Origin of the sequence: Citrobacter sp. H12-3-2, from assembly GCF_009649895.1 — a bacterium.
Lineage (GTDB): Bacteria > Pseudomonadota > Gammaproteobacteria > Enterobacterales > Enterobacteriaceae > Citrobacter > Citrobacter portucalensis.
The window spans coordinates 300,098-323,332 of record NZ_CP045837.1 but is presented as its reverse complement, the minus strand read 5'-3'; the positions used below and the strand labels follow the sequence as shown (position 1 = coordinate 323,332).

The 23,235-nt window shown below is 53.1% G+C and carries 14 protein-coding genes and 1 pseudogene; 5 read left to right on the top strand and 10 right to left on the bottom strand.

Going from position 1 to position 23,235, the window contains the following annotated elements:
- Positions 1-62 precede the first annotated feature (62 nt).
- Together malQ and malP are read right to left on the bottom strand one after the other, a co-directional pair.
- Positions 63-2,150 carry a 4-alpha-glucanotransferase gene (malQ, locus tag GHC22_RS01505; RefSeq protein WP_153752089.1) on the bottom strand — a complete coding sequence of 696 codons (2,088 nt, stop codon included), beginning with the start codon at positions 2,148-2,150 and terminating at the stop codon, positions 63-65.
- Between the two features lie 9 nt (positions 2,151-2,159).
- Positions 2,160-4,553, bottom strand: coding sequence for a maltodextrin phosphorylase (malP, locus tag GHC22_RS01500; protein ID WP_153752087.1), 2,394 nt, complete (start codon positions 4,551-4,553; stop codon positions 2,160-2,162).
- Positions 4,554-4,946: 393 nt separating this feature from the next.
- On the opposite strand from malP, the pseudogene GHC22_RS01495 reads away from it, so the two are divergent.
- From GHC22_RS01495 to malT, 4 genes and pseudogenes are all read left to right on the top strand, one after another.
- A pseudogene (locus GHC22_RS01495) lies at positions 4,947-5,426 on the top strand (Hcp family type VI secretion system effector).
- 29 nt (positions 5,427-5,455) lie between these two features.
- Positions 5,456-6,319, top strand: coding sequence for a hypothetical protein (locus GHC22_RS01490; RefSeq protein WP_153752085.1), 864 nt, complete (start codon positions 5,456-5,458; stop codon positions 6,317-6,319).
- Between the two features lie 9 nt (positions 6,320-6,328).
- Positions 6,329-6,763, top strand: a complete 435-nt coding sequence (locus GHC22_RS24865; RefSeq protein WP_153752083.1) for a DUF1240 domain-containing protein — start codon at positions 6,329-6,331, stop codon at positions 6,761-6,763.
- A 395-nt stretch (positions 6,764-7,158) separates the two neighbouring features.
- Positions 7,159-9,864: an HTH-type transcriptional regulator MalT gene (malT, locus tag GHC22_RS01480; RefSeq protein WP_003827634.1), complete on the top strand. Its 2,706-nt coding sequence runs from the start codon at positions 7,159-7,161 to the stop codon at positions 9,862-9,864.
- A gap of 41 nt (positions 9,865-9,905) precedes the next feature.
- Here malT and GHC22_RS01475 read toward each other — a convergent pair whose 3' ends face one another.
- The 3 genes from GHC22_RS01475 to glpE form a co-directional block, all read right to left on the bottom strand.
- Positions 9,906-10,664, bottom strand: a complete 759-nt coding sequence (locus GHC22_RS01475; RefSeq protein WP_003023499.1) for a DeoR/GlpR family transcriptional regulator — start codon at positions 10,662-10,664, stop codon at positions 9,906-9,908.
- Positions 10,665-10,709: 45 nt separating this feature from the next.
- On the bottom strand, positions 10,710-11,543 hold the full coding sequence (gene glpG, locus GHC22_RS01470) for a rhomboid family intramembrane serine protease GlpG (RefSeq protein ID WP_103284628.1): 834 nt from the start codon (positions 11,541-11,543) through the stop codon (positions 10,710-10,712).
- Between the two features lie 75 nt (positions 11,544-11,618).
- Positions 11,619-11,945 carry a thiosulfate sulfurtransferase GlpE gene (gene glpE / locus GHC22_RS01465; RefSeq protein WP_003827629.1) on the bottom strand — a complete coding sequence of 109 codons (327 nt, stop codon included), beginning with the start codon at positions 11,943-11,945 and terminating at the stop codon, positions 11,619-11,621.
- 198 nt (positions 11,946-12,143) lie between these two features.
- Here glpE and glpD point away from each other — a divergent pair, with 198 nt between their 5' ends.
- Positions 12,144-13,652: a glycerol-3-phosphate dehydrogenase gene (glpD, locus tag GHC22_RS01460; RefSeq protein ID WP_153752081.1), complete on the top strand. Its 1,509-nt coding sequence runs from the start codon at positions 12,144-12,146 to the stop codon at positions 13,650-13,652.
- Positions 13,653-13,742: 90 nt separating this feature from the next.
- Here glpD and glgP read toward each other — a convergent pair whose 3' ends face one another.
- Genes glgP through glgB form a run of 5 tightly spaced genes read right to left on the bottom strand, consistent with a single transcriptional unit; the run spans position 13,743 to position 23,112 of the window.
- Complete coding sequence (gene glgP / locus GHC22_RS01455) at positions 13,743-16,190, bottom strand: glycogen phosphorylase (RefSeq protein WP_003827624.1); 2,448 nt, start codon at positions 16,188-16,190, stop codon at positions 13,743-13,745.
- Positions 16,191-16,209: 19 nt separating this feature from the next.
- Complete coding sequence (gene glgA / locus GHC22_RS01450; protein WP_003827622.1) at positions 16,210-17,643, bottom strand: glycogen synthase GlgA; 1,434 nt, start codon at positions 17,641-17,643, stop codon at positions 16,210-16,212.
- Complete coding sequence (gene glgC / locus GHC22_RS01445; protein ID WP_003827621.1) at positions 17,643-18,938, bottom strand: glucose-1-phosphate adenylyltransferase; 1,296 nt, start codon at positions 18,936-18,938, stop codon at positions 17,643-17,645. Before glgC ends, glgA begins: the two co-directional genes overlap by 1 nt.
- Before the next feature lie 14 nt (positions 18,939-18,952).
- Positions 18,953-20,929 carry a glycogen debranching protein GlgX gene (gene glgX, locus GHC22_RS01440; protein WP_128611229.1) on the bottom strand — a complete coding sequence of 659 codons (1,977 nt, stop codon included), beginning with the start codon at positions 20,927-20,929 and terminating at the stop codon, positions 18,953-18,955.
- The gene (glgB, locus tag GHC22_RS01435; RefSeq protein ID WP_032945237.1) at positions 20,929-23,112 is read right to left on the bottom strand and encodes a 1,4-alpha-glucan branching enzyme; all 2,184 of its coding nucleotides are present in this window, start codon (positions 23,110-23,112) and stop codon (positions 20,929-20,931) included. Before glgB ends, glgX begins: the two co-directional genes overlap by 1 nt.
- Positions 23,113-23,235: the final 123 nt, after the last annotated feature.

Here is a 23,235-nt window from a genome sequence, read left to right as displayed (position 1 = left end):
CTTATCAGGCCTATGTGCTACGAGCCATCACCATAAAAAAGCCGGGGAAATCCCCGGCTTTCTTACTTCTTCTTCGCGGCCGCTTTTCGCCGCTTATCCAAATCCTTAATCAGCTTATTCACGCCCTCATCGGCAAACATCTGCTCCAGCGTGGCGGTGAGCTTACGCCGCCAGTTTTTGTACTGGTCGCTGGTCCCCGGAATGTTGACCGGCTCAGCCATATCCAGCCAGTCTTCCGGTTGCAGGCCCAGTAGCGCACTGTTGCTGTCAGCGATGTAGCGTTGCATGCCGCGATTCAGAATCGGCGTCATCGACATCAGGGACGCCTTGTGACCGGCACGTTTTGGCAGGCAGCCGTATTTGTGCAGCGCGTCCAGCAGCCCCTGTTTCGCCAGTTCCCGGTCCTGATACAACCCGCGCAGCACGACTTCATCCGGATACAGGCCCAGTGCTTTACCCAGCGTCAGATCGCCGCTATCCCAATAACCTTTAAGCGTAGGAAGGTCATGCGTCGCCGCGACTGCCATTGATTGTTCCGGGTACGCTTTCGGCGCACGGAAGTTTTTCTCATGGTCATTCTCAAAATAAAGCACTTTGTAGGAGTAGACGCCACTGTCACGCAGCTTGCTGACGATCTCCACCGGCACGGTACCCAGATCTTCACCAATCACCATGCAGTGATGACGTTTACTCTCCAGCGCCAGAATTGACAGCAGATCGTCGACCGGATAATGCACGTAGGCACCGTGATCGGCTGTTTCACCGTAAGGGATCCACCACAGACGCAGCATCGACATGACATGGTCGATACGCAACGCGCCGCAATTCTGCATATTGGCGCGCAGCAGTTCGATAAACGGTTCGTAGGCGCGTGCCGTGATGATGTGCGGATCCATCGGCGGCAGTCCCCAGTTTTGCCCAAGCGGACCGAGAATATCCGGCGGCGCGCCAACTGAAGCTTTCAGGCAATACAACTCGCGGTCACACCAGGTTTCCGCCCCGCCTTCGGTCACGCCAACGGCCAGGTCGCGATACAGCCCTATCGGCATTGCAAAGCCCTGGCTGGTTTTCCAGCAGTCAGCAAACTGGGTATACGCCAGCCACTGTAACCACAGGTAGAAATCTACGTCATCACGATGTTCTTCGCAGAAGCGTTTTACCTCTGGCGAGTCCACTGACTGGAAAGCTTCTGGCCACACCGGCCAGCCCCAGCGCAATGCGTCCTCTTTCACCTGATGCGCATGCAGCGCATCAAAGGCCGCCTGCCAGTAGAGGCTATCCCCTTCCTGAGCCACAAACTGGCGAAATGCCGCCATCTGCTCATCATCACGCGCAGAGAAGCTTTTCCACGCCATACGTAGTGCCGTCATCTTCAGTGCGGTAACAGCAGAATAATCAACCCACTCGGCATCGCGGGCGCGTTGCAGAGCTTGCTGAGTCGCGGGTTTCTTCCACCACGCCTGCGCCTCTTTACTCAGACGGAAATCATCTACGGCGTTTACATCAATATAAATAACGTTCAACCAGCGGCGTGACGACGGGCTGTACGGGCTGGCACTCTCCGGATTCGCCGGATACAGCGCGTGAATCGGATTAAGCCCGATAAACGCGCCGCCGCGTTGCGCCACATCCACCAGCATGGTGCGGAGATCGCCGAAGTCGCCAATCCCCCAGTTATTTTCCGATCGCAGGGTGTAGAGCTGAACACATGCGCCCCACAGCTTCTGCCCGGCTAACAACGCCTGCGGTTCATAGCAGCGCTTTGGTGCCACGATGATACGACAATGGGAACGCAGCTCGCCCTGGGTCAGGGTCAACGTGTGATACCCCTCCGGCAGCTTCGCCGGAAGGTTAAAAGATTTACCGCCGACGGCATGCCCTTTGTGCTGCACGCCCTCTTCGGTGGTCAGCAGCCAGTTAAACTCTCCGTTTCCCTCAACCGCCAGCGGCATTTTCTTGCCAGCGGTATAGACCATGACATTCGGCACCGGGGTTACCGCCACCTGAGTGGCAGCGGTGGTGCGATGCATGGCGTCAAGCAAACGCCGTTTGGTTTCGGCGCCAATAGACTGCGGTTTACCGTGGGCATTAATGTAATTGGGGCTGATCCCCGCCGCCAGCGCGGCATTATCCAGACGTTTGCTTTCCATCGCGATTCCTTAACGTTTCGCCTGCCAGATACGAGCCTGATAATCGCGGATGGAGCGATCCGAGCTGAACATGCCGCAACGCGCGGTATTCAGAATCGCCGCCCGGGTCCAGGCGTCCTGGTCACGATACAACACGTCAACCTGCTTCTGAGCTTCAACGTAGGCCGCGAAGTCCGCCATCACCAGATACGGATCGCCGCCCTGCTTGCCGATACTGTGCAGCATCTGGTCAAAGGCATGCTTGTCGCCATCACTGTATTTCCCGCTTTCCAGCTCTTTCAGGACAGCATCCAGCACTTTGTCTTTTTTACGCCATTTCACCGGGTCGTAGCCTTTGGCTTTGAGCGCCTTCACCTCTTCCACGGTATGACCAAAGATAAAGATATTCTCGTCACCCACCTTCTCGGCGATTTCGACGTTTGCGCCATCCAGCGTACCTACGGTTAACGCACCGTTCAGCGCCAGCTTCATGTTACCGGTGCCGGAAGCCTCTTTCCCTGCGGTTGAAATCTGCTCAGAGATATCCGCCGCCGGGATCAGCATTTCCGCCGCCGAGACACAATAATCCGGCAGGAAGACGACCTTCAGCTTGTCACCGACTTTCGGGTCGTTATTGATGGTTTGTGCAACCTGGTTGATGGCGAAGATGATATTTTTCGCTAGGTAGTAACCCGGAGCAGCCTTTGCGCCAAACAGGAATACGCGCGGCACGCGATCTGCCTGCGGGTTCTCACGGATTTCTTTGTACAACGCCAGAATATGCAGCAGATTCAGGTGCTGGCGCTTGTACTCATGAAGACGTTTAATCTGAATATCAAAGATAGCGTTAGTCGTTATTTCAATACCGGTGCGCGCTTTAATAAACTTCACCAGACGCTCTTTGTTCGCCAGCTTGATGTCACGATATTGCTGACGGAACTTCGCATCGTCCGCGTATTTTTCCAGGTTAATCAGCTGGTCGAGGTCGTTAGCCCACTCTTTTTTCAGCGATTTATCCAGCAGTGCGGCAAGCGCCGGGTTGCATTGCTTAATCCAGCGACGCGGAGTAATCCCGTTAGTGACGTTATGGAATTTGTTCGGCCAGAGCTGGTGATATTCCGGGAACAGATCTTTCACTACCAGATCGGAGTGCAGCGCCGCCACACCGTTGACCGCAAAACCGCTGACCACGCACATGTTGGCCATACGCACCTGTTTATTGTGCACCACTGCAAGCTTCGCCCAGACTTCAGCATCACCCGGCCAGGTTTTATCAACCAACGTCTTAAAGCGGTCGTTAATCTCTTTGATGATTTGCATGTGGCGCGGCAGGAGTGCTTTCACCAGTTTCTCATCCCAGCACTCTAACGCTTCCGGCATCAGGGTGTGGTTGGTGTAAGCGAAGGTCTTGCTGGTAATCGCCCACGCATCGTCCCAGCTCATCTGGTGCTCATCAATCAGCACGCGCAGCAGTTCAGGGATCGCGATAGTCGGGTGAGTATCGTTAAGTTGAATGACTTCGTAATCAGCCAGTTCGTGCAGCTTACGCCCTGCCAGATGATGGCGGCGCAGAATGTCGGCTACGGAGCAGGCGCACTGGAAGTACTGCTGCATCAGGCGCAGCTTTTTACCCGCGGTGTGGTTATCGTTCGGGTACAGCACTTTCGTCAGTTTTTCAGCGTCGATGCCCTGCTGTTCTGCGCGCAGGAAATCGCCGTCATTAAATTTGGTCAGGTTAAACGGGTGCGCATGGCTGGCCTGCCACAGACGCAGCGGTTGCGCTACGCCGTTACGGTAACCGAGAACCGGCAGATCCCAGGCCTGGCCGGTGATAGTAAACCCTGGCTCCCAGTGCCCTTCTTTGGTGACCTTGCCGCCAATCCCAACCTGCACATCCAGCGCCTCGTTGTGACGGAACCACAGGTAGCTGCCACGATGCCAGTCATCCGGGGCTTCCATCTGTTGGCCATCGGCAAACGACTGACGGAACAGGCCGTACTGGTAGTTGAGGCCATAGCCCGTCGCCGACTGGCCGACTGTCGCCATCGAATCAAGGAAGCAGGCCGCCAGGCGTCCCAATCCACCGTTACCCAACGCCGGATCGATCTCTTCTTCCAGCAGATCAGTCAGGTTGACGTCATGCGCTTTCAGCTCATCGCTCACCGCCTGATACCAGCCGAGGTTGAGTAAATTGTTGCCGGTCAGGCGACCAATCAAAAACTCCATCGAGATGTAGTTAACGTGACGCTGATTTTTTGCCGGTTTCGCCGCAGGCTGGGCGCTGAGTAACTCAGCCAACGCCCCACTCACTGCCTGCCACCACTGGCGCGACGTCATTTCTTGAGCCGACAGTAAACCGAAGCGCTGCCACTGACGCGTCAGGGCAGCCTGAAATTGATCTTTGTTGAAAGTAGGCTGTGACATAGGGGTTCCAGATCCTTAGGTAATAAAACAACGTTATCGCTATTTTGCCTGGCTCGTTGTTGACATTCCTCATCCTGGCACGGATTAGGGAGGGAGGAGGAGCGGGGATGAGCATAAAAGTGTGATCGCTGCCACTTTATTATTACCAACTACGCCAATAAATCGACTGACTTCGCAGTGCACTGTACCAGAGACGCCTCGCCTGATTTGACAAGAATCAGCATAATACCTTGCAAGACGAGATGACAAATTAATAATTATAACTTTTACAACAATTACTACAGCCGCTATTTTAAAAATAACAAGACGGTTGAAATCAAAATAATTCAAGAGCACACTGAGATAAATCTTCGACATAAAAATAAAACAAACAAATACTATCCAAGGATATATATGGCAAACTTATCTTGGATTACTCTGAAAGGTGAATTACAGGGTAATATTTCCGAAAACTGCGGCTCCAGGTACTCTATAGGAAATAAGTCTCAGACAAATCATCTCAACCAAATTATGATTTATGGACTTGAGCATGAAACAACGCGTCAGCAGAACGTTAATCACCACGAACTCTAGATTATCAAACCTGTTGATCGTTCGTCCCCTTTGTTGAACAAAGCGATCAACGATAACGAAACGCTGGAATGCGAAATATCCCTCTATCGAACCACACCTACAGGAATGCAAGAAGTCTATTATAAAATTAAATTATTCAAAGCACATATATCAAACATTAAATTAATAGTCCCTCACAATATCATTAAAAACGGAAACGAAGCACAAGAACGCGTTTCCTTTATTTTTGAATCGATTAGTTGGGAACACTGCATGGCTAGTACCAGCGCTTATAGTTTGTGGAGTGAACGAATTTTCTGACGCCAAACATCTCTTGATAAGGAAAAATCATGCGTAAACGCAACAACGCATTAAATGGCAACTCACTCAGGTTTCAGGACGAACGACCGCAGGCAAGAGATTTTAATAGCTGGAATACCATGAACCCTGTGCAGCGCGATATGGCCTTTATGGATGGCTCATTTATCACGCAAAGTCATCATATCCTTCTGCTCACTCTCGAAGAAGCACAGCAGGTGGCGGACGATTTAATGGGCGGAGTAGATAAATTTTTTTCTTACCGCGCTGCACCCGGCAACTTCAAAGATGGCCTGGATGGCTTCCGCAGTCTCTCTAAGCTTACTACCTATTACAATTCCGCACAGGAGCTGGTCTTTAATTTCAGGGCAATCCGCATTAAAGCCATTGAATACAAAGTCGGTGGGAAAACCTATATCAAAATTACCGGGTATCCCGCCCTGCGCCGGATTCTTAACGGAACCCGCTACGGAGCAAGCCATCCACAGATGCTGGAAATGGCATTGGGTAAACGTGGGCTTTATAACAGCCTTAGAAATGGCGTCAAATATTGCATTTACTTCTCACTTGCCTGGCGGGCAATCGAACTGATCTTTAAGTCCGATTATGACATGGTAGATTTTTTGGTAGATATCTCAATGGATGCAGCAAAAGCGGTGGTATCGGGAGTAGTGATTGGAGTGATGGTTACTGGAGTATTGGCAATATTTAGTGTTCCTGTAGTAATCACGACTCTTGGTATTATTATCGTAGGGTTATTTTTCAACTATGAATTAAATGACCTGGACGATAAAATAGGGCTATCAGTTTCATTAAAGAACAAACTTCGCGACTATCTTCACCATAGTAAACATGAAAATTATGGTTTTAATAGCCCTTATTTTTACTCTTTTTAAGGAAAGCGAATGACTAAGCTCCATTTGCGCCTGATATCTTTCTCTCTTACTATTTTTTTCTGTAGTCTCCTTTATATGATATTCACTGGGAGCATAATGGAAAATTTTCTTTCACTAATTAGAATGGGTGATGTAATTTCCTATAACAAAAATACATGCGCAATAGTAGGAGGAATACCAACAATACTTATATTTTCAATGCTTTCTGTTTTCGTCTTATTTAGTAAGGAAGGCCGTTTGAAAAAACTGCCCACTACTATAGAGTTATGGATGACAATGATTGTAGTAATTTCCTTTCTCATTGGCATTATTGCTAACTGTCTTATTCCCTTTTTATTTCTTGGATTATCATACACATCCTGCCCCCAGAAGAAGCTTCAGGATTTCTACGTTACAGATATCGAACTATGCAAAACTATCGTAGATAAACGCGGCTTGTGGTAGCGGTTTCATCATACTTTTATTCATTTAAGGAATTGAATCGTTATTTTCAAAGAAAATGGGTATAGAACTCTGCAAAAGCCATAGTCACCAATGATTTACATTAAAAATTATCACTAACAGTAATAATTAAGATAATTCTATAACAGCAAATCATGCTTCGTCAGAGGGTGTTCAATCGCCGCCCTTGGTCAAACACTTCAACAGCCGCGCATCCTGACACCGGTTTCAGTACGTGTCTATCATCTTAAGAATTTGTGACCAAGTGCAAATTAAGACAGTCCAATCCCGGACATAACTTGCAATAAATCTTAATCTGGCCGACCTTATATCTATTAATTACGAAGCGCAAAAAAAAATCATTCTTCCCTATTTTCACACAGTGAAGTGACTAACTTATGTTGATTCCGTCTAAATTAAGTCGTCCGGTTCGACTCGACCATACGGTGGTTCGTGAGCGCCTGTTGGCTAAACTTTCCGGCGCGAACAATTTCAGGCTTGCCCTGATAACAAGTCCTGCTGGTTATGGAAAAACGACGCTGGTTTCACAATGGGCGGCAGGGAAAAATGATTTAGGCTGGTATTCTCTGGATGAGGGCGATAATCAGCAAGAGCGCTTTGCCAGCTATCTGATTGCCGCTATCCAACAGGCAACCGGTGGACACTGCACCACCAGCGAAGCGATGGTGCAAAAACGTCAGTACGCCAGCCTGACGTCACTGTTTGCCCAGCTATTTATCGAACTGGCCGAGTGGCACCGCCCGCTCTACCTGGTAGTAGATGATTATCATCTGATCTCTAATCCGGCCATTCACGAAGCGATGCGTTTCTTCCTGCGTCATCAGCCTGAGAACCTCACGCTGGTCGTGCTGTCGCGCAACCTGCCGCAGTTGGGTATTGCTAACCTGCGGGTACGCGACCAGCTGCTGGAGATAGGCAGCCAACAGTTAGCCTTTAACCATCAGGAAGCCAAACAATTTTTCGACCGACGTTTGTCCTCCCCCATCGAAGCGGCTGAAAGCAGCCGAATGTGCGATGACGTTGCTGGCTGGGCCACGGCATTACAACTGATCGCCCTTTCCGCCCGCCAGAACAATCATTCCGCGCACCAGTCAGCACGACGCCTCGCGGGGATCAACGCCAGCCATTTGTCCGATTATCTGGTTGATGAAGTGCTGGACAGCGTCGACCTCGGCACCCGTCACTTCCTGCTGAAAAGCGCCATTCTGCGTTCCATGAACGATGCGCTAATCGTCCGCGTTACCGGGGAAGAAAACGGCCAGATGCGGCTGGAAGAAATTGAGCGCCAGGGGTTATTCCTGCAGCGAATGGATGACGTTGGCGAGTGGTTCAGCTATCACCCGCTGTTTGGCAGCTTTTTACGCCAGCGCTGCCAATGGGAGCTGGCGAACGAACTGCCCGAAATACACCGCGCCGCAGCTGAAAGCTGGATGGCGCAAGGCTTCCCCAGCGAAGCTATCCACCACGCGCTGGCGGCCGGCGACGCCCATATGCTGCGCGATATCCTGCTTAATCATGCGTGGGGACTGTTTAACCATAGCGAGCTGACGTTACTGGAAGAGTCGCTGAAAGCCCTGCCGTGGGAAAGCCTGCTGGAAAATCCGCGTCTGGTTCTGCTCCAGGCCTGGCTGATGCAAAGCCAGCACCGCTACGGAGAGGTTAACACCTTGCTGGCGCGCGCAGAGCAGGAAATGAAAGGCGACATGGAGCCGACACTGCACGCCGAATTCAACGCTTTACGGGCGCAGGTAGCGATTAACGACGGCAATCCTGACGAAGCCGAACGCCTGGCGAAACTGGCGCTGGATGAGTTACCCATCGCCTGGTTCTATAGCCGGATCGTCGCCACCTCGGTGCACGGCGAAGTCCTGCACTGTAAGGGCGATCTCACGCGCTCTCTGGCGTTGATGCAGCAAACCGAGCAAATGGCGCGCCATCATGACGTCTGGCATTACGCACTGTGGAGTCTTATCCAGCAAAGCGAAATTTTGTTTGCCCAGGGCTTTTTACAGGCCGCCTGGGAAACTCAGGAAAAAGCGTTCCAACTGATCAAAGAACAGCACCTGGAACAGCTGCCGATGCACGAATTCCTTGTACGTATTCGCGCGCAGCTACTGTGGGCATGGGCGCGTCTGGATGAATCAGAAGCTTCTGCCCGTAGCGGTATTGAACTGCTTTCCACTTTCCAGCCGCAGCAACAGCTACAGTGTCTGGCGCTGCTGGTTCAGTGTTCACTGGCACGGGGCGATCTCGATAACGCTCGCAGCCTGCTCAACCGTCTGGAAAACCTGTTGGGCAACGGTCACTATCACAGCGACTGGATCTCCAACGCCGATAAGGTGCGGGTGATTTACTGGCAAATGGTGGGCGACAAAAACTCGGCCGCCAACTGGCTGCGCCACACGCCGAAACCAGAATTCGCCAATAACCACTTCCTGCAAAGCCAGTGGCGCAACATCGCTCGTGCACAAATCCTGCTCGGCGAGTTTGAACCGGCTGAGATTGTGCTGGAAGAGTTGAATGAAAATGCGCGCAACCTGCGCCTGATGAGCGATCTGAACCGCAACCTGTTGCTGCTTAATCAGCTCTACTGGCAGGCAGGGCGCAAAAATGACGCCCAGCGTGTGTTACTCGACGCCCTACAGCTGGCGAACCGTACCGGGTTTATCAGCCACTTTGTTATCGAAGGCGAGGCCATGGCGCAACAACTGCGTCAGCTGATTCAGCTCAATACCTTACCGGAACTCGATCAGCACCGCGCCCAGCGCATTTTGCGTGAGATTAACCAGCACCACCGCCATAAATTTGCCCACTTCGATGAAGGATTCGTTGAGCGTCTGCTTACTCACCCGGAAGTGCCAGAGCTTATCCGCACCAGCCCGCTGACCCAGCGCGAATGGCAGGTTCTGGGACTGATTTATTCGGGCTACAGCAACGAGCAGATCGCCGGTGAGCTGGCCGTCGCGGCAACGACCATCAAGACGCACATCCGCAATTTGTACCAAAAGCTCGGCGTCGCACATCGCCAGGATGCGGTGCAACATGCGCAGAAGCTGCTGAAGATGATGGGGTACGGCGTTTAGTTAATGCCTGATACGCAACGCTTATCAGGCCTGGAATTACCTTAGCACAGCTCTAACTGGATATGATGGTCAGCAATCACCTGCATCACACCAGCAGGCGGCAGCGTGTCGGTATACACCGCATCCACCATGCTGATGCTGCCCATATTCACCATCGCGTTACGCCCAAATTTCGAGTGGTCCACCACCAGCATCACATGCCGTGAATTCTCAATGATCGCGCGCTTGGTACGAACTTCGTGATAATCAAACTCCAGCAGAGAACCATCGCTGTCGATGCCGCTGATCCCTAAGATGCCGAAGTCCAGACGGAACTGAGAAATAAAGTCGAGGGTCGCTTCGCCCATAATACCGCCGTCGCGGCTACGCAGTTCACCACCAGCGAGGATTATGCGGAAATCCTCTTTCGCCATCAGCGTGTTCGCCACATTGAGGTTGTTGGTCACAATGCGTAAATTGCTGTGATTAAGCAGCGCGTGAGCCACCGCTTCCGGCGTGGTTCCGATATCAATAAACAGCGTTGAGCCGTTCGGGATTTGCGTGGCAACTTTGCGGGCAATGCGCTCTTTTTCCGCCGTCTGCGTCGCTTTACGGTCATGCCACGGGGTGTTGACCGAGCTGGATGGCAGCGCCGCGCCGCCGTGATGGCGCAAAATCATGTTCTGATCGGCCAGATCGTTAAGATCGCGGCGAATCGTCTGCGGGCTGACGGAGAAATGCTCCACCAGCTCTTCAGTACTGACGTATCCCTGTTTTTTTACCAGCTCGATGATCGCGTCATGTCGTTGTGTTTGCTTCATTAGTGTTCCCTGAAATTTTGCCGGATGCGCTAACGCTTATCCGGCCTACAAAGTTCGTTTCCGCACATTCATCGTATCGGCAAACGCCATTGCCAGACCCACGGCCAATCCGGCGATATGAGCGCCATTCGCCATCGACATGCCGAATAGATCAAACCAGCCGGCAACAATCCAGATCAAAGCAAAGATAATCAAACCACGCTGCAGGAAAATACCACTTTGCGGATCGCGCTCGCCGCGCAACCACACGTAGCCCATCAGCGCATATACCACGCCAGACAGTCCACCAAACCACGGGCCGCTAAATTTCTGCTGAACATAGCCGCTCAATAGTGCGCTGATCACGGTAATAACAATCAGTTTTCCACTGCCCAGACGCTTTTCAACCGCACCGCCGAGATACCACCACCACAACAGGTTGAACAGAATATGCATCAGCGAGAAGTGCATAAAAGCGTGGGTGAAATAACGCCAGAATTCAAATTTCAGCGAAGGGTCAAACGGCCATGCCAGCCAAAGCATCACCGCCTGGTCGCCCAGCACGTTCATCGCGATAAACACCAGCACACACGCGGCCATTACGAACCAGGTTACCGGGCCTGCGCGTTCGCGCAATGTGGCCAGGAATGGATAACGCTGGTAGTGCAGGCCGCTGTCGGTCTGACCCGACTGCCAGCTTGCCGCTAGGTAGCGCGGATCGCCCGGATTCTCCAGAAATCGCGCCAGTTCAGCATGCACGCGCTCGGCCTGGGACTCATCCGCCAGCCAGACATCCGTTTGCTGATGTTGTTGAATCGTCAGGATAACGCCCTGTGTCGCCATATAATCAACAAATGCCTGCGCCACGCGGGGGTTAGCAAAAGAGGTAATCATCAACATGGTTGCTGTCGCTTATTCCACACAAAAGAGGACAGTATATATATCCTGCCCGTTTCAGGCTGCATCTTTGTTAGCTTACGAACCGTATGCCACTTCTGCCGGAAAATGTCGATGCCAGGCGTCGAAGCCGCCGTCAACGCTGTAAACCGCGTCATAGCCCTGCTGAAGAAGATATTGCGCCGCACCTTTACTGCTGTTGCCGTGATAACACATCACCAATACGGCGGTGTCGAAATCATGCTCGCGCATAAACGACCCCAGCGTGTCGTTCGTCAGATGAAACGCCTGCGGGGCATGACCCATGGCATAGCTTTGCGGATCGCGGATATCCACCAACACCGCGCTCCCCTGATGCAGCTTCTGATGCGCTTCTTCGACATTAATACATTCAAACTGATCCATTGCTCTCTCTTCTTTATATAGCAGGTGACGCTTTTCGGACATGTTACTTCTTAGTGTACGTCCCGACGGCAGTTAAACGCCATAATGTTATATGTATCACTGTAAATTGTTTATCCGATGTTACCAATGGCGCGATTCTTTGCTATTATGCTCGATAACGAACATTAATGAGCTATAACGAAAGTGCGAGAGGCCAGCATGGAAACCAAAGATCTGATTGTGATAGGTGGAGGCATCAACGGTGCCGGTATCGCGGCAGATGCCGCTGGACGCGGTTTATCCGTGCTGATGCTGGAAGCGCAGGATTTAGCCTGCGCCACCTCTTCCGCTAGCTCCAAACTCATCCACGGTGGCCTGCGCTACCTGGAACACTACGAATTTCGTCTGGTAAGCGAAGCGCTGGCCGAACGTGAAGTGCTGTTGAAAATGGCACCACATATCGCCTTCCCGATGCGTTTTCGTCTGCCCCACCGCCCGCATCTGCGTCCGGCGTGGATGATCCGCATTGGTTTGTTTATGTACGATCATCTGGGCAAACGCACTAGTTTGCCAAGTTCTACCGGTTTGCGTTTTGGCGCAGATTCCGTAATGAAACCTGAGATTGTGCGCGGTTTCGAATATTCTGACTGCTGGGTAGACGATGCGCGACTGGTTTTGGCAAACGCCCAAATGGTTGTACGTAAAGGCGGAGAAGTATTAACCCGCACTCGCGCCACTTCTGCTCGCCGTGAAAATGGTTTGTGGATTGTTGAAGCTGAAGATATCGATACCGGCAAAAAATACACCTGGCAGGCGCGTGGCCTGGTCAACGCCACCGGTCCGTGGGTGAAAGAGTTCTTCGACGACGGTATGCACCTGCCATCACCGTACGGCATTCGCCTGATTAAAGGCAGCCACATCGTAGTGCCGCGCGTACATACCCAGAAGCAAGCTTATATTCTGCAGAACGAAGATAAGCGTATCGTGTTTGTTATCCCATGGATGGACGAATTCTCGATCATCGGGACGACAGACGTTGAATACAAAGGCGATCCGAAAGCAGTGAAAATTGATGAAAGCGAAATCAATTACCTGCTGAAGGTCTACAACGCACACTTTAAGAAACAACTGGGTCGTGATGATATCGTCTGGACTTACTCGGGCGTGCGTCCGCTGTGCGATGACGAGTCTGACTCACCGCAGGCGATCACCCGTGATTACACGCTGGATATCCACGACGAAAACGGCAAAGCGCCGTTGCTGTCGGTCTTTGGCGGTAAGCTGACCACCTATCGTAAGCTGGCTGAGCACGCGATGGAAAAACTGGCATCGTACTACCAAGGAATTGGTCCGGCATGGACGAAAGAGTGCATTCTGCCAGGCGGTGACATTGGCGGCGATCGCGAAGATTATGCGGCCAAACTGCGCCGTCGCTACCCGTTCCTGACCGAGTCGCTGGCACGCCATTATTCTCGCACCTACGGCAGCAACACCGAATGGGTTATCGGCGAAGCCACCTCGCTTGCTGAGTTAGGTGAAGACTTTGGCCATGAGTTTTATGAGGCCGAACTGAAATATCTGGTCGATCATGAATGGGTTCGTCGTGCGGAAGATGCGTTGTGGCGTCGCACGAAAGAAGGTATGTGGCTGAATGCTGAGCAGCAGTCGCGTATGGCCCAGTGGCTGGCGGAGTACATTGAAAAACACCAGCTGTCGCTGGCGTCCTGATAAAAATGCCGGATGCGGCTAGCGCCTTATCCGGCCTACAAGAGTGCATAAACGTAGGCCGGGCAAGCGAAGCGCCCCCGGCATCGTGTGTTACAACCGCACCGAATCGATATGCCAGATGTTTTCGGCGTACTCTTTTATCGTTCTGTCCGACGAGAAGTATCCCATGTTGGCGATATTAATCATCGACTTGGTGGTCCACTCTTCCGGGTGACGATACAGTTCATCAACCTTATCCTGGCAATCAACGTAGCTGCGATAATCCGCCAGAACCTGATAGTGGTCGCCAAAGTTAATCAGCGAATCCACCAGGTCGCGATAGCGTCCCGGCTCCTCAGGGCTGAATACGCCGCTGCCGATCTGCGTCAGCACCTGGTGCAGTTCTTCGTCTTTCTCGTAATACTCACGCGGCTTGTAGCCCTGACTGCGTAAAGCCTCGACCTCTTCCGCCGTATTACCAAAGATAAAGATATTTTCTGCGCCCACATGCTCCAGCATCTCAACGTTGGCACCGTCCAGCGTCCCGATAGTCAGCGCACCGTTAAGAGCAAATTTCATATTACTGGTACCGGAGGCTTCGGTCCCGGCCAGAGAAATCTGTTCAGAAAGGTCGGCAGCAGGAATAATCACCTGCGCCAGGCTGACGCTGTAGTTGGGGATAAACACCACTTTCAGCTTGTCGCCAATTTGCGGATCGTTGTTGATCACTTTCGCGACGTCGTTGATCAGGTGAATGATGTGCTTCGCCATGTAATAGGCCGAAGCCGCTTTACCGGCGAAGATATTCACACGCGGCACCCACTCAGCGTCAGGATCGGCCTTAATGCGGTTGTAGCGCGTGATCACATGCAGCACGTTCATCAACTGACGTTTGTATTCGTGAATACGCTTTATCTGCACATCAAACAGCGATTTGGGGTTCACCACCACGTTCAGCTGCTGGGCAATGAGCGTGGCCAGACGCTTTTTGTTCTCCAGCTTCGCGCGGCGCACCGCCTGATTTACCAGTGGGTAATCGCAGTGCTGCTCAAGCTCGCTGAGCTGGCTGAGATCGGTGCGCCAGGTACGGCCAATGTTCTCATCCAGCACTTCAGAGAGCGACGGGTTGGCCAGCGCCAGCCAGCGACGCGGCGTCACGCCGTTGGTGACGTTGCAGAAGCGAGTCGGGAAAATCTTCGCAAAATCAGCAAACAGCGACTGCACCATCAGGTTGGAGTGCAGCTCGGAAACGCCGTTAACCTTGTGGCTCACCACCACCGCCAGCCATGCCATACGCACACGACGGCCGTTAGATTCATCGATAATCGACGTCCGCCCCAGCAGAGCGGTATCGTTCGGATACTGTTCCTGCAACGTCTTCAGGAAGTAGTCGTTGATCTCAAAGATGATTTGCAGATGGCGCGGCAAAATTTTGCCCAGCATATCGACGGGCCAGGTCTCCAGCGCTTCGCTCATCAAAGTGTGGTTGGTATACGAGAAGACCTGACAGCAGACCTCAAACGCATCATCCCAGCTGAACTTATGCTCATCGATTAGCAGTCGCATCAGCTCAGGGATCGACAGCACCGGATGGGTGTCGTTGAGGTGAATGGCGATTTTATCCGCCAGGTTGTCGTAGGTTTTGTGCAGCTGGTAATGACGGCTCAGAATGTCCTGCACCGTGGAGGAGACCAGGAAATACTCCTGGCGCAACCGCAGTTCGCGTCCTGAATAGGTGGAGTCGTCCGGGTACAGTACGCGGGAGACGTTCTCGGAGTGGTTTTTATCTTCCACCGCCGCAAAGTAGTCGCCCTGGTTAAATTTACCGAGATTAATCTCGCTACTGGCCTGGGCATTCCACAGGCGCAGCGTGTTGGTGGCGTCGGTGTCGTAGCCGGGGATAATCTGGTCGTAGGCGACCGCGAGGATCTCTTCGGTTTCTATCCAGCGCGTTTTCTTACCTTCCTGCTGAATACGCCCGCCAAAACGCACTTTGTAGCGCGTGTTGTGGCGTTTGAATTCCCACGGGTTACCGTATTCCAGCCAGTAGTCCGGCGACTCTTTCTGGCGGCCATCAACAATGTTCTGCTTGAACATGCCGTAGTCATAACGAATACCGTAGCCGCGTCCCGGCAGGCCCAGCGTTGCCAGTGAGTCCAGGAAGCAGGCCGCCAGACGTCCGAGACCACCATTGCCAAGACCCGGGTCGTTTTCTTCGTCGATCAGATCTTCAAGATCCAACCCCATACCTTCCAGCGCATTTTTGACATCGTCATAAATGCCCAGCGATAACAGTGCATTGGAAAGCGTGCGGCCAATCAGAAACTCCATAGACAGGTAATAGACCTGACGAGTTTCCTGAGATAATTGCGCACGGTTAGAACGCAGCCAGCGCTCCACGAGACGGTCGCGCACCGCGAACAACGTGGCGTTCAGCCACTCATGTTTATTGGCAATGACCGGGTCCTTACCAATCGTGAACATCAGCTTATAGGCAATAGAATGCTTAAGTGCCTCTACGCTGAGTGTGGGCGATGCATAAGTAAATGGAGCATTCATATAGGTGATTCCTGGATATCTATTTCAAGCGATAGTAAAGCTCACGGTATGACTTCGCCGCGACTTGCCAGCTAAAATCCATGGTCATGGCCTGACGTTGTACAAACCGCCAAAGCGAAGGCCGGGACCACAATACGAAAGCACGCCGGATCGCGCGTAACAGCGACCAGGCATTACTATCTTCAAATACAAACCCACTGGCGATACCGTCCGCCAGGTTTTCCAGCGAACTGTCAGAGACTGTATCAGCCAGCCCACCGGTGCGCCGCACCAGCGGCAGCGTGCCGTACTTCAGTCCATACAACTGCGTTAAGCCACATGGCTCAAAACGGCTGGGAACCAATATCACATCGGCCCCACCCATGATGCGGTGCGAGAAGGCTTCGTGATAGCCGATCTGCACACCCACCTGTCCCGGATGTTCCGCCGCTGCGGCGAGGAAACCTTCCTGTAATACCGGATCGCCCGCGCCTAGCAATGCCAGCTGTCCACCCTGCTCTAACAACCCCGGCAGCGCTTCCAGCACCAGATCCAGCCCTTTTTGACTGGTCAGACGGCTCACCACGGCAAACAGCGGTACTTTATCGTTGACCTTAAGACCCATCGCTATCTGAAGCTGACGTTTGTTTTCTGCCTTCTCCTCCAGCGTGTCGCGCGTATATCGCGATGCCAGCAGGAGATCGGTTTCCGGGCTCCAGATTTTTTCATCAACGCCGTTCAGCACGCCGGAAAGGCGCCCTTCGCGATGACGTTGCTGCAACAGACCTTCCATGCCGTAGGCAAACTGCGGCTCGGTAATTTCCCGCGCGTAGGTCGGACTGACCGCCGTAATGTGGTCGGCGTAGTACAACCCTGCCTTCAGAAACGAAATCTGCCCGTTAAACTCCAGTCCGTGCACATTAAAGAACGACCATGGCAATTGGATGTCATCCATATGCTTTGCATAAAACATGCCTTGATACGCCAGGTTGTGGACGGTGAACACCGATTTCGCCGGATGGCCGCGCGCCGCCAGATACGCCGGGGCCAGACCCGCATGCCAGTCGTGCGCATGCACCACATCCGGGCGCCAGAATGGGTCAAGGCCACAGGCCATTTCACAGCCAACCCAGCCCAGCAATGCAAAACGCTGCACGTTATCGGTATACGCAAACAGGTTAGTGTCGTGATACGGGCTGCCGGGGCGGTCATAGAGATGCGGCGCGTCAATCAGGTAAATACCCACGCCATTGAAATGCCCGAACAGCAGCGTGATACGTCCGGCGAAGGTATCCCGACGCGTTACAACCTGCGCATCGGGAATGCCGCGACGAATATCAGGAAACGCCGGGAGCAGCACGCGGGCATCCACGCCGTCCGCTATTTGCGCTGCGGGTAACGCCCCAATAACATCCGCCAGTCCCCCGGTTTTTAACAGGGGGAACATCTCTGAACAAACGTGTAAAACCTGCATTATCGCTCCTGTTTGATCTGCAGTTTGCGTAGCATTTCACGCGTGACCAGCACAATACCTTCCTCTGAACGGTAGAAACGACGCGCATCTTCTTCCGCGTTTTCACCAATCACCATGCCTTCGGGAATAACGCAGGCGCGGTCGATAATGCAACGACGTAAGCGACATGAACGTCCCACCCATACTTCAGGTAACAACACTGCCGAATCAATGTTACAGAATGAATTCACCCGCACTCGCGGGAACAGAACGGACTGCACCACCACCGAACCTGAAATTATGCATCCGCCAGAAACCAGCGAGTTCAGCGTCATTCCGTGGCTGCCGGAACGGTCCTGAACAAATTTCGCCGGTGGCAGCGATTCCATGTGCGTACGGATTGGCCAGTCCTGGTCGTACATGTCCAGTTCAGGCGTCACTGAAGCCAGATCGAGGTTCGCCTTCCAGTAAGCTTCCAGCGTACCCACGTCACGCCAGTACGGCTCGGATTCCGGGTCAGACTGCACGCAGGACAACGGGAATGGATGTGCATACGCCATGCCAGCTTCGGTGATTTTCGGGATAATGTCTTTACCGAAATCGTGACTGGAGTTTTCATCGAGGTCATCTTCCGCCAGCAATTCATATAGATAATCGGCGTTGAAAACGTAGATCCCCATACTGGCAAGAGATTTGGTCGGGTCACCTGGCATAGCTGGCGGGTTGGCGGGTTTTTCAACGAACTCGATAATTTTATCGGTGTCGTCCACGTCCATTACGCCAAACGCGCTGGCCTCTTCAATAGGCACTGGCATACAGGCCACGGTGCAACGCGCGCCTTTCTCGACGTGGTCGATCAGCATGCGTGAGTAGTCCTGCTTGTAGATATGATCGCCCGCGAGGATCACCACATATTCCGCTTTATAGCGTCGAATGATGTCCAGGTTTTGGGTCACCGCATCCGCCGTACCGCGATACCAGTTTTCACCCTGCATTCTCTGCTGGGCAGGCAGCAGATCGACAAACTCGTTCATCTCTTCGCTAAAGAACGACCAGCCGCGCTGAATATGCTGCACCAGCGTGTGGGACTGGTACTGAGTGATCACGCCAATACGGCGGATCCCGGAGTTAATACAGTTGGATAAGGCAAAATCGATAATGCGGAACTTACCGCCAAAGTGCACAGCAGGTTTGGCACGTTTGTTGGTTAAATCTTTTAAGCGGGTACCGCGGCCACCGGCCAGGATCAGGGCAACAGATTTTAATGGCAGCTGGCGCGCCAACATTACACGATCGTTCTTCTCTAAACTCACCATGACTAACTCCTTTTTTATCTTCTCTGGAACACACACAGTCCGTGCGCAGGTCCCTGCCAGACAGCCGTAAGCACCGGATTATCCTCTCCGGCAAATGGGGGAACGGCGCACCATTCCCCTTCAGGTAAAACGATATCTGTCACCTCAAGCGTGGCATTTATTGCAATCAGAAAACGGTCTGAAAGCAGGATTTGCATCTGCCTCGGGCCGTTTTGCCACTCATCCGCACTTAAGGGTTGTGCGTACTTATTTAGCCAACGAACATTGCCATCGCCCTCTTCCCACCAGCGATCACCCGTCAGTGCAGGAATTTGCTGGCGAAGATGGATCAGGGCAGCGGTAAATGTGGTTAGTCCGCTGTTTGCCTGCTGCCAGTCCAGCCAGGTCAGGGCGTTATCCTGGCAGTAAGCGTTATTGTTGCCGTGCTGGCTATGACCATGCTCATCGCCCGCCAGCAACATCGGCGTCCCCTGGGAGAGCAACAGCGTGGATAACAGCGCATGAATGCTGTCGCGCCGCCGCTCAATCAGGTCCAGCGTGCCGCCTAATCCTTCTTTACCATGATTGTCGCTGTAGTTATTGCTAGTGCCGTCGCGATTTTCCTCACCATTCGCTTCATTGTGCTTATTTGTGAAGCACACACAGTCGCGTAGCGTAAAACCGTCGTGCGCAGTCACCAGATTGACCGTCGCGCTGGGTTTGCGACCATCGCGTTTAAACACGTCGCTTGATGCGGCAAAACGCCCGGCAAACTCACCCAACGAGAGATTACGCTGGAGCCAGAAGCGTCGGGTCGCATCGCGGAAATGGTCATTCCACTCGGCAAACGGCGGGGGGAAATTCCCCACCTGATACCCGCCTTCACCAATATCCCACGGTTCCGCAATCAGCTTAACGCGTGAGAGCAGCGGACAGTTTTGGATCGCGGTAAACAGTGGCGCATCCTGACGAAACGCAGGTGTACGCCCCATGACGGAAGCCAAATCAAAACGAAAACCATCCACATGGCAGGTTTCAACCCAGTAGCGCAGGCATTCACATGCGTATTCCACAACACCCGGATGGCTCAGATTGAGGGTGTTCCCACAACCGGTCCAGTTGTAGTAATCACCATCGTCCCTGATCCAATAATAGCTACGGTTATCAATTCCGCGCAGCGAGAAGACGGGGCCTTCGAGATCCAGCTCGGCGCTGTGGTTCAAAACGATATCGAGAATGACCTCAATCCCCGCTTTGTGCAGCGCTTTTACCGCGTCGCGAAACTCATCAAGCGCACTCTCCGGCGAACAGGCATAGGCCGGATGCAGCGCGAACATCGCTACCGGGTTGTAGCCCCAATAGTTCGACAGCCCCAGCCGCTGAAGCCGTGGTTCGCTGGCAAAATGCGCCACCGGCAGCAGCTCCAGCGCGGTAATGCCGAGGCGCTTGAAGTAATCGATCATCACTGGATGGCCCAGCGCTTTGTAGGTTCCGCGAATCTCTTCCGGCAGCTCAGGATGCAAATACGTCAACCCTTTGACATGCGCTTCGTAAATCACGGTATTGCCCCACGGCGTGCGCGGCGGGGTATCATCCTCCCAGTCATAATGATCGGACACCACCACGCCCTTCAGCGCGATGGTGGCATTATCATGATGATCCGGTTCATTTAGCCCACCGTGCAGCAGCGGGTTATCTTTTAACTCGCCATCCACCCGACGGGCGCAAGGGTCAAGCAGCAGCTTGGCCGCATTAAACCGGTGGCCCTGCTGCGGTTGCCATGGGCCATGAACACGATAGCCATAGCGCAGACCGGGCCGGGCGTTGGCCAGATAGCCGTGCCAGACATCACCGCTACGCCCCGGCAGGTCATAGCGAAGTTCGCACCCTTGCTCATCGAATACGCATAATTCAACGCGTTCAGCGTGGGCTGAGAAGAGTGTGAAATTGACACCATGGCCGTCATACGTTGCACCATGGGGGGTGGCGTTGCCGGTTGCCAGTTGCGTCATTACCCCTCCCGGACCAGCCAAATCGTTGCCAACGGCGGTAACGTGAGGCTCAGTGAGTGCTGACGACCATGGCTGGCGATTTCATCGCTGTGCACCGCACCGCCGTTGCCGGTATTGCTACCGTGGTAATGCATCGAGTCGGTATTGAGGATCTCACGCCATTTGCCTGGTTGATTGATACCGAAGCGATAGCCGTGGCGGGGCACAGGCGTAAAGTTGCTGACCACGATGATTTCATTGCCGACCTTGTCACGACGCACGAAAGCCAGCACCGAACGTTCGTTGTCATCTACCACCAGCCACTCAAAGCCATAGGCGTCAAAGTCGAGCTCGTGCAGCGCTTTGTGATGACGGTAGGTGTGGTTCAGATCGCGCACCAGACGCTGTACGCCGTGGTGCCAGTTATCGCCACCTTCCAGCAGGTGCCAGTCGAGGCTGGCGTCATGGTTCCATTCACGTCCCTGCGCAAACTCGTTGCCCATAAACAGCAGTTTTTTGCCCGGGAAGGCCCACATCCAGCCGTAGTAGGCGCGCAGGTTGGCAAACTTCTGCCATGCGTCTCCCGGCATGCGATCGAGAATGGATTTTTTACCGTGTACCACTTCATCATGCGACAGCGGCAGGACGAAGTTTTCGGTGTAGTTGTACAGCATGCCGAAGGTCAGCTTGTCGTGATGGTACTGACGATGAATCGGATCCAGCTTCATGTAGTCCAGCGTGTCGTGCATCCAGCCGAGGTTCCACTTATACCAGAACCCTAAACCGCCCATATCCTGTGGTCTTGAAACGCCGGCAAAGTCGGTGGACTCTTCCGCCATGCTCACCGCACCAGGAACTTGTTCGCCAAGAATTCGGTTGGTATTGCGTAAAAACTCAATGGCTTCGAGGTTTTCACGACCACCAAATTCGTTCGGGATCCATTCCCCTTCTTTGCGGCTGTAGTCGCGATAAATCATCGACGCCACGGCATCCACGCGCAACGCGTCAATACCAAAGCGTTCAATCCAGTACAGGGCGTTGCCCACCAGGTAGTTGCTGACTTCACGGCGACCATAGTTGTAGATCAGCGTGTTCCAGTCCTGGTGATATCCTTCGCGCGGGTCGCTGTGCTCATACAGGTTGGTGCCATCAAACTCTGCCAAACCAAAGTCGTCCGACGGGAAATGACCCGGCACCCAGTCGAGAATGACGTTCAGCCCCGCCTGATGCGCGGCATTCACGAAATAGCGGAAATCATCGCGCGTCCCGAAGCGACGGGTCGGCGCATACATGCCGGTAGGCTGGTAGCCCCAGCTACCGTCGAACGGATGCTCGTTAATCGGCAACAGTTCGAGGTGGGTAAAGCCCATCCATTTGGCGTACGGCACCAACTGATCCGCCAGCTCGCGGTAGCTCAGCCAGAAGTTGTTATCGGTATGACGACGCCATGACCCCAGGTGAACTTCATAGATAGAGATCGGTGCATCAAACTGGTTGGCTTTTTTGCGCGCCTCGCTTTGCACTACTTTTTCCGGCAGACCACAGATAAGCGACGCGGTTTCCGGACGCATTTGCGCTTCGAAGGCGTAAGGGTCCGCTTTGATTCGCAGCTTACCGTTGGCATCGATCATCTCGTATTTATACAGTTGACCATGCTGCGCACCGGGGATAAACAGCTCCCAAATACCGCTTTCTTTACGCAGGCGCATCGGGTGGCGACGACCATCCCAGTAGTTGAACTGCCCAACCACTGACACGCGTTGAGCGTTAGGTGCCCAAACTGAGAAGCGCGTACCGGTTACGCCATCCATGGTATCCGCATGCGCACCCAGCGTTTCGTAAGGTCGCAGGTGCGTACCTTCAGATAACAGCCAGGCATCCATATCCTGGATCAGCGGGCCAAAACGATAAGGGTCATCAATCAGATTCTGTTGTCCATGCCAGACAACGGCCAACTGGTAGCGAAAGAAATTTTTACGGCGGGGAAGTACAGCACAGAAAAAACCGCGAGAGTCGAGGCAATCCAGCTTGCCGACTTTGCGTCCGGTTTTGGGTTCGATCACCCACACTTCGGTGGCGTCAGGTAATAGGGCGCGGACTTCAAGTCCAGCATCAGTTTGGTGCATACCGAGTACGGAAAAAGGATCCGCAAAATGGCCTGCAATTAGCGCATTAATCACGTCTCTATCGATACGAACGGACATGGTTGTCATCCTGTTTTATGGCGTCACCCCTTCCAACTGATTTTCGACATCAGGTAGTGACACTTTTTTTGACCTGAACGGCGCAGCACAATTGTGCATCCTCTCTGCGTCGTCCCACCTTCA

Bases quoted from the DNA above. Each gene is read 5' to 3' on its own strand.
- malQ (WP_153752089.1), bottom strand. From the start codon at position 2,150: ATGGAAAGCAAACGTCTGGATAATGCCGCGCTGGCGGCGGGGATCAGC.
- malP (WP_153752087.1), bottom strand. From the start codon at position 4,553: ATGTCACAGCCTACTTTCAACAAAGATCAATTTCAGGCTGCCCTGACG.
- GHC22_RS01490 (WP_153752085.1), top strand. From the start codon at position 5,456: ATGCGTAAACGCAACAACGCATTAAATGGCAACTCACTCAGGTTTCAG.
- GHC22_RS24865 (WP_153752083.1), top strand. From the start codon at position 6,329: ATGACTAAGCTCCATTTGCGCCTGATATCTTTCTCTCTTACTATTTTT.
- malT (WP_003827634.1), top strand. From the start codon at position 7,159: ATGTTGATTCCGTCTAAATTAAGTCGTCCGGTTCGACTCGACCATACG.
- GHC22_RS01475 (WP_003023499.1), bottom strand. From the start codon at position 10,664: ATGAAGCAAACACAACGACATGACGCGATCATCGAGCTGGTAAAAAAA.
- glpG (WP_103284628.1), bottom strand. From the start codon at position 11,543: ATGTTGATGATTACCTCTTTTGCTAACCCCCGCGTGGCGCAGGCATTT.
- glpE (WP_003827629.1), bottom strand. From the start codon at position 11,945: ATGGATCAGTTTGAATGTATTAATGTCGAAGAAGCGCATCAGAAGCTG.
- glpD (WP_153752081.1), top strand. From the start codon at position 12,144: ATGGAAACCAAAGATCTGATTGTGATAGGTGGAGGCATCAACGGTGCC.
- glgP (WP_003827624.1), bottom strand. From the start codon at position 16,190: ATGAATGCTCCATTTACTTATGCATCGCCCACACTCAGCGTAGAGGCA.
- glgA (WP_003827622.1), bottom strand. From the start codon at position 17,643: ATGCAGGTTTTACACGTTTGTTCAGAGATGTTCCCCCTGTTAAAAACC.
- glgC (WP_003827621.1), bottom strand. From the start codon at position 18,938: ATGGTGAGTTTAGAGAAGAACGATCGTGTAATGTTGGCGCGCCAGCTG.
- glgX (WP_128611229.1), bottom strand. From the start codon at position 20,929: ATGACGCAACTGGCAACCGGCAACGCCACCCCCCATGGTGCAACGTAT.
- glgB (WP_032945237.1), bottom strand. From the start codon at position 23,112: ATGTCCGTTCGTATCGATAGAGACGTGATTAATGCGCTAATTGCAGGC.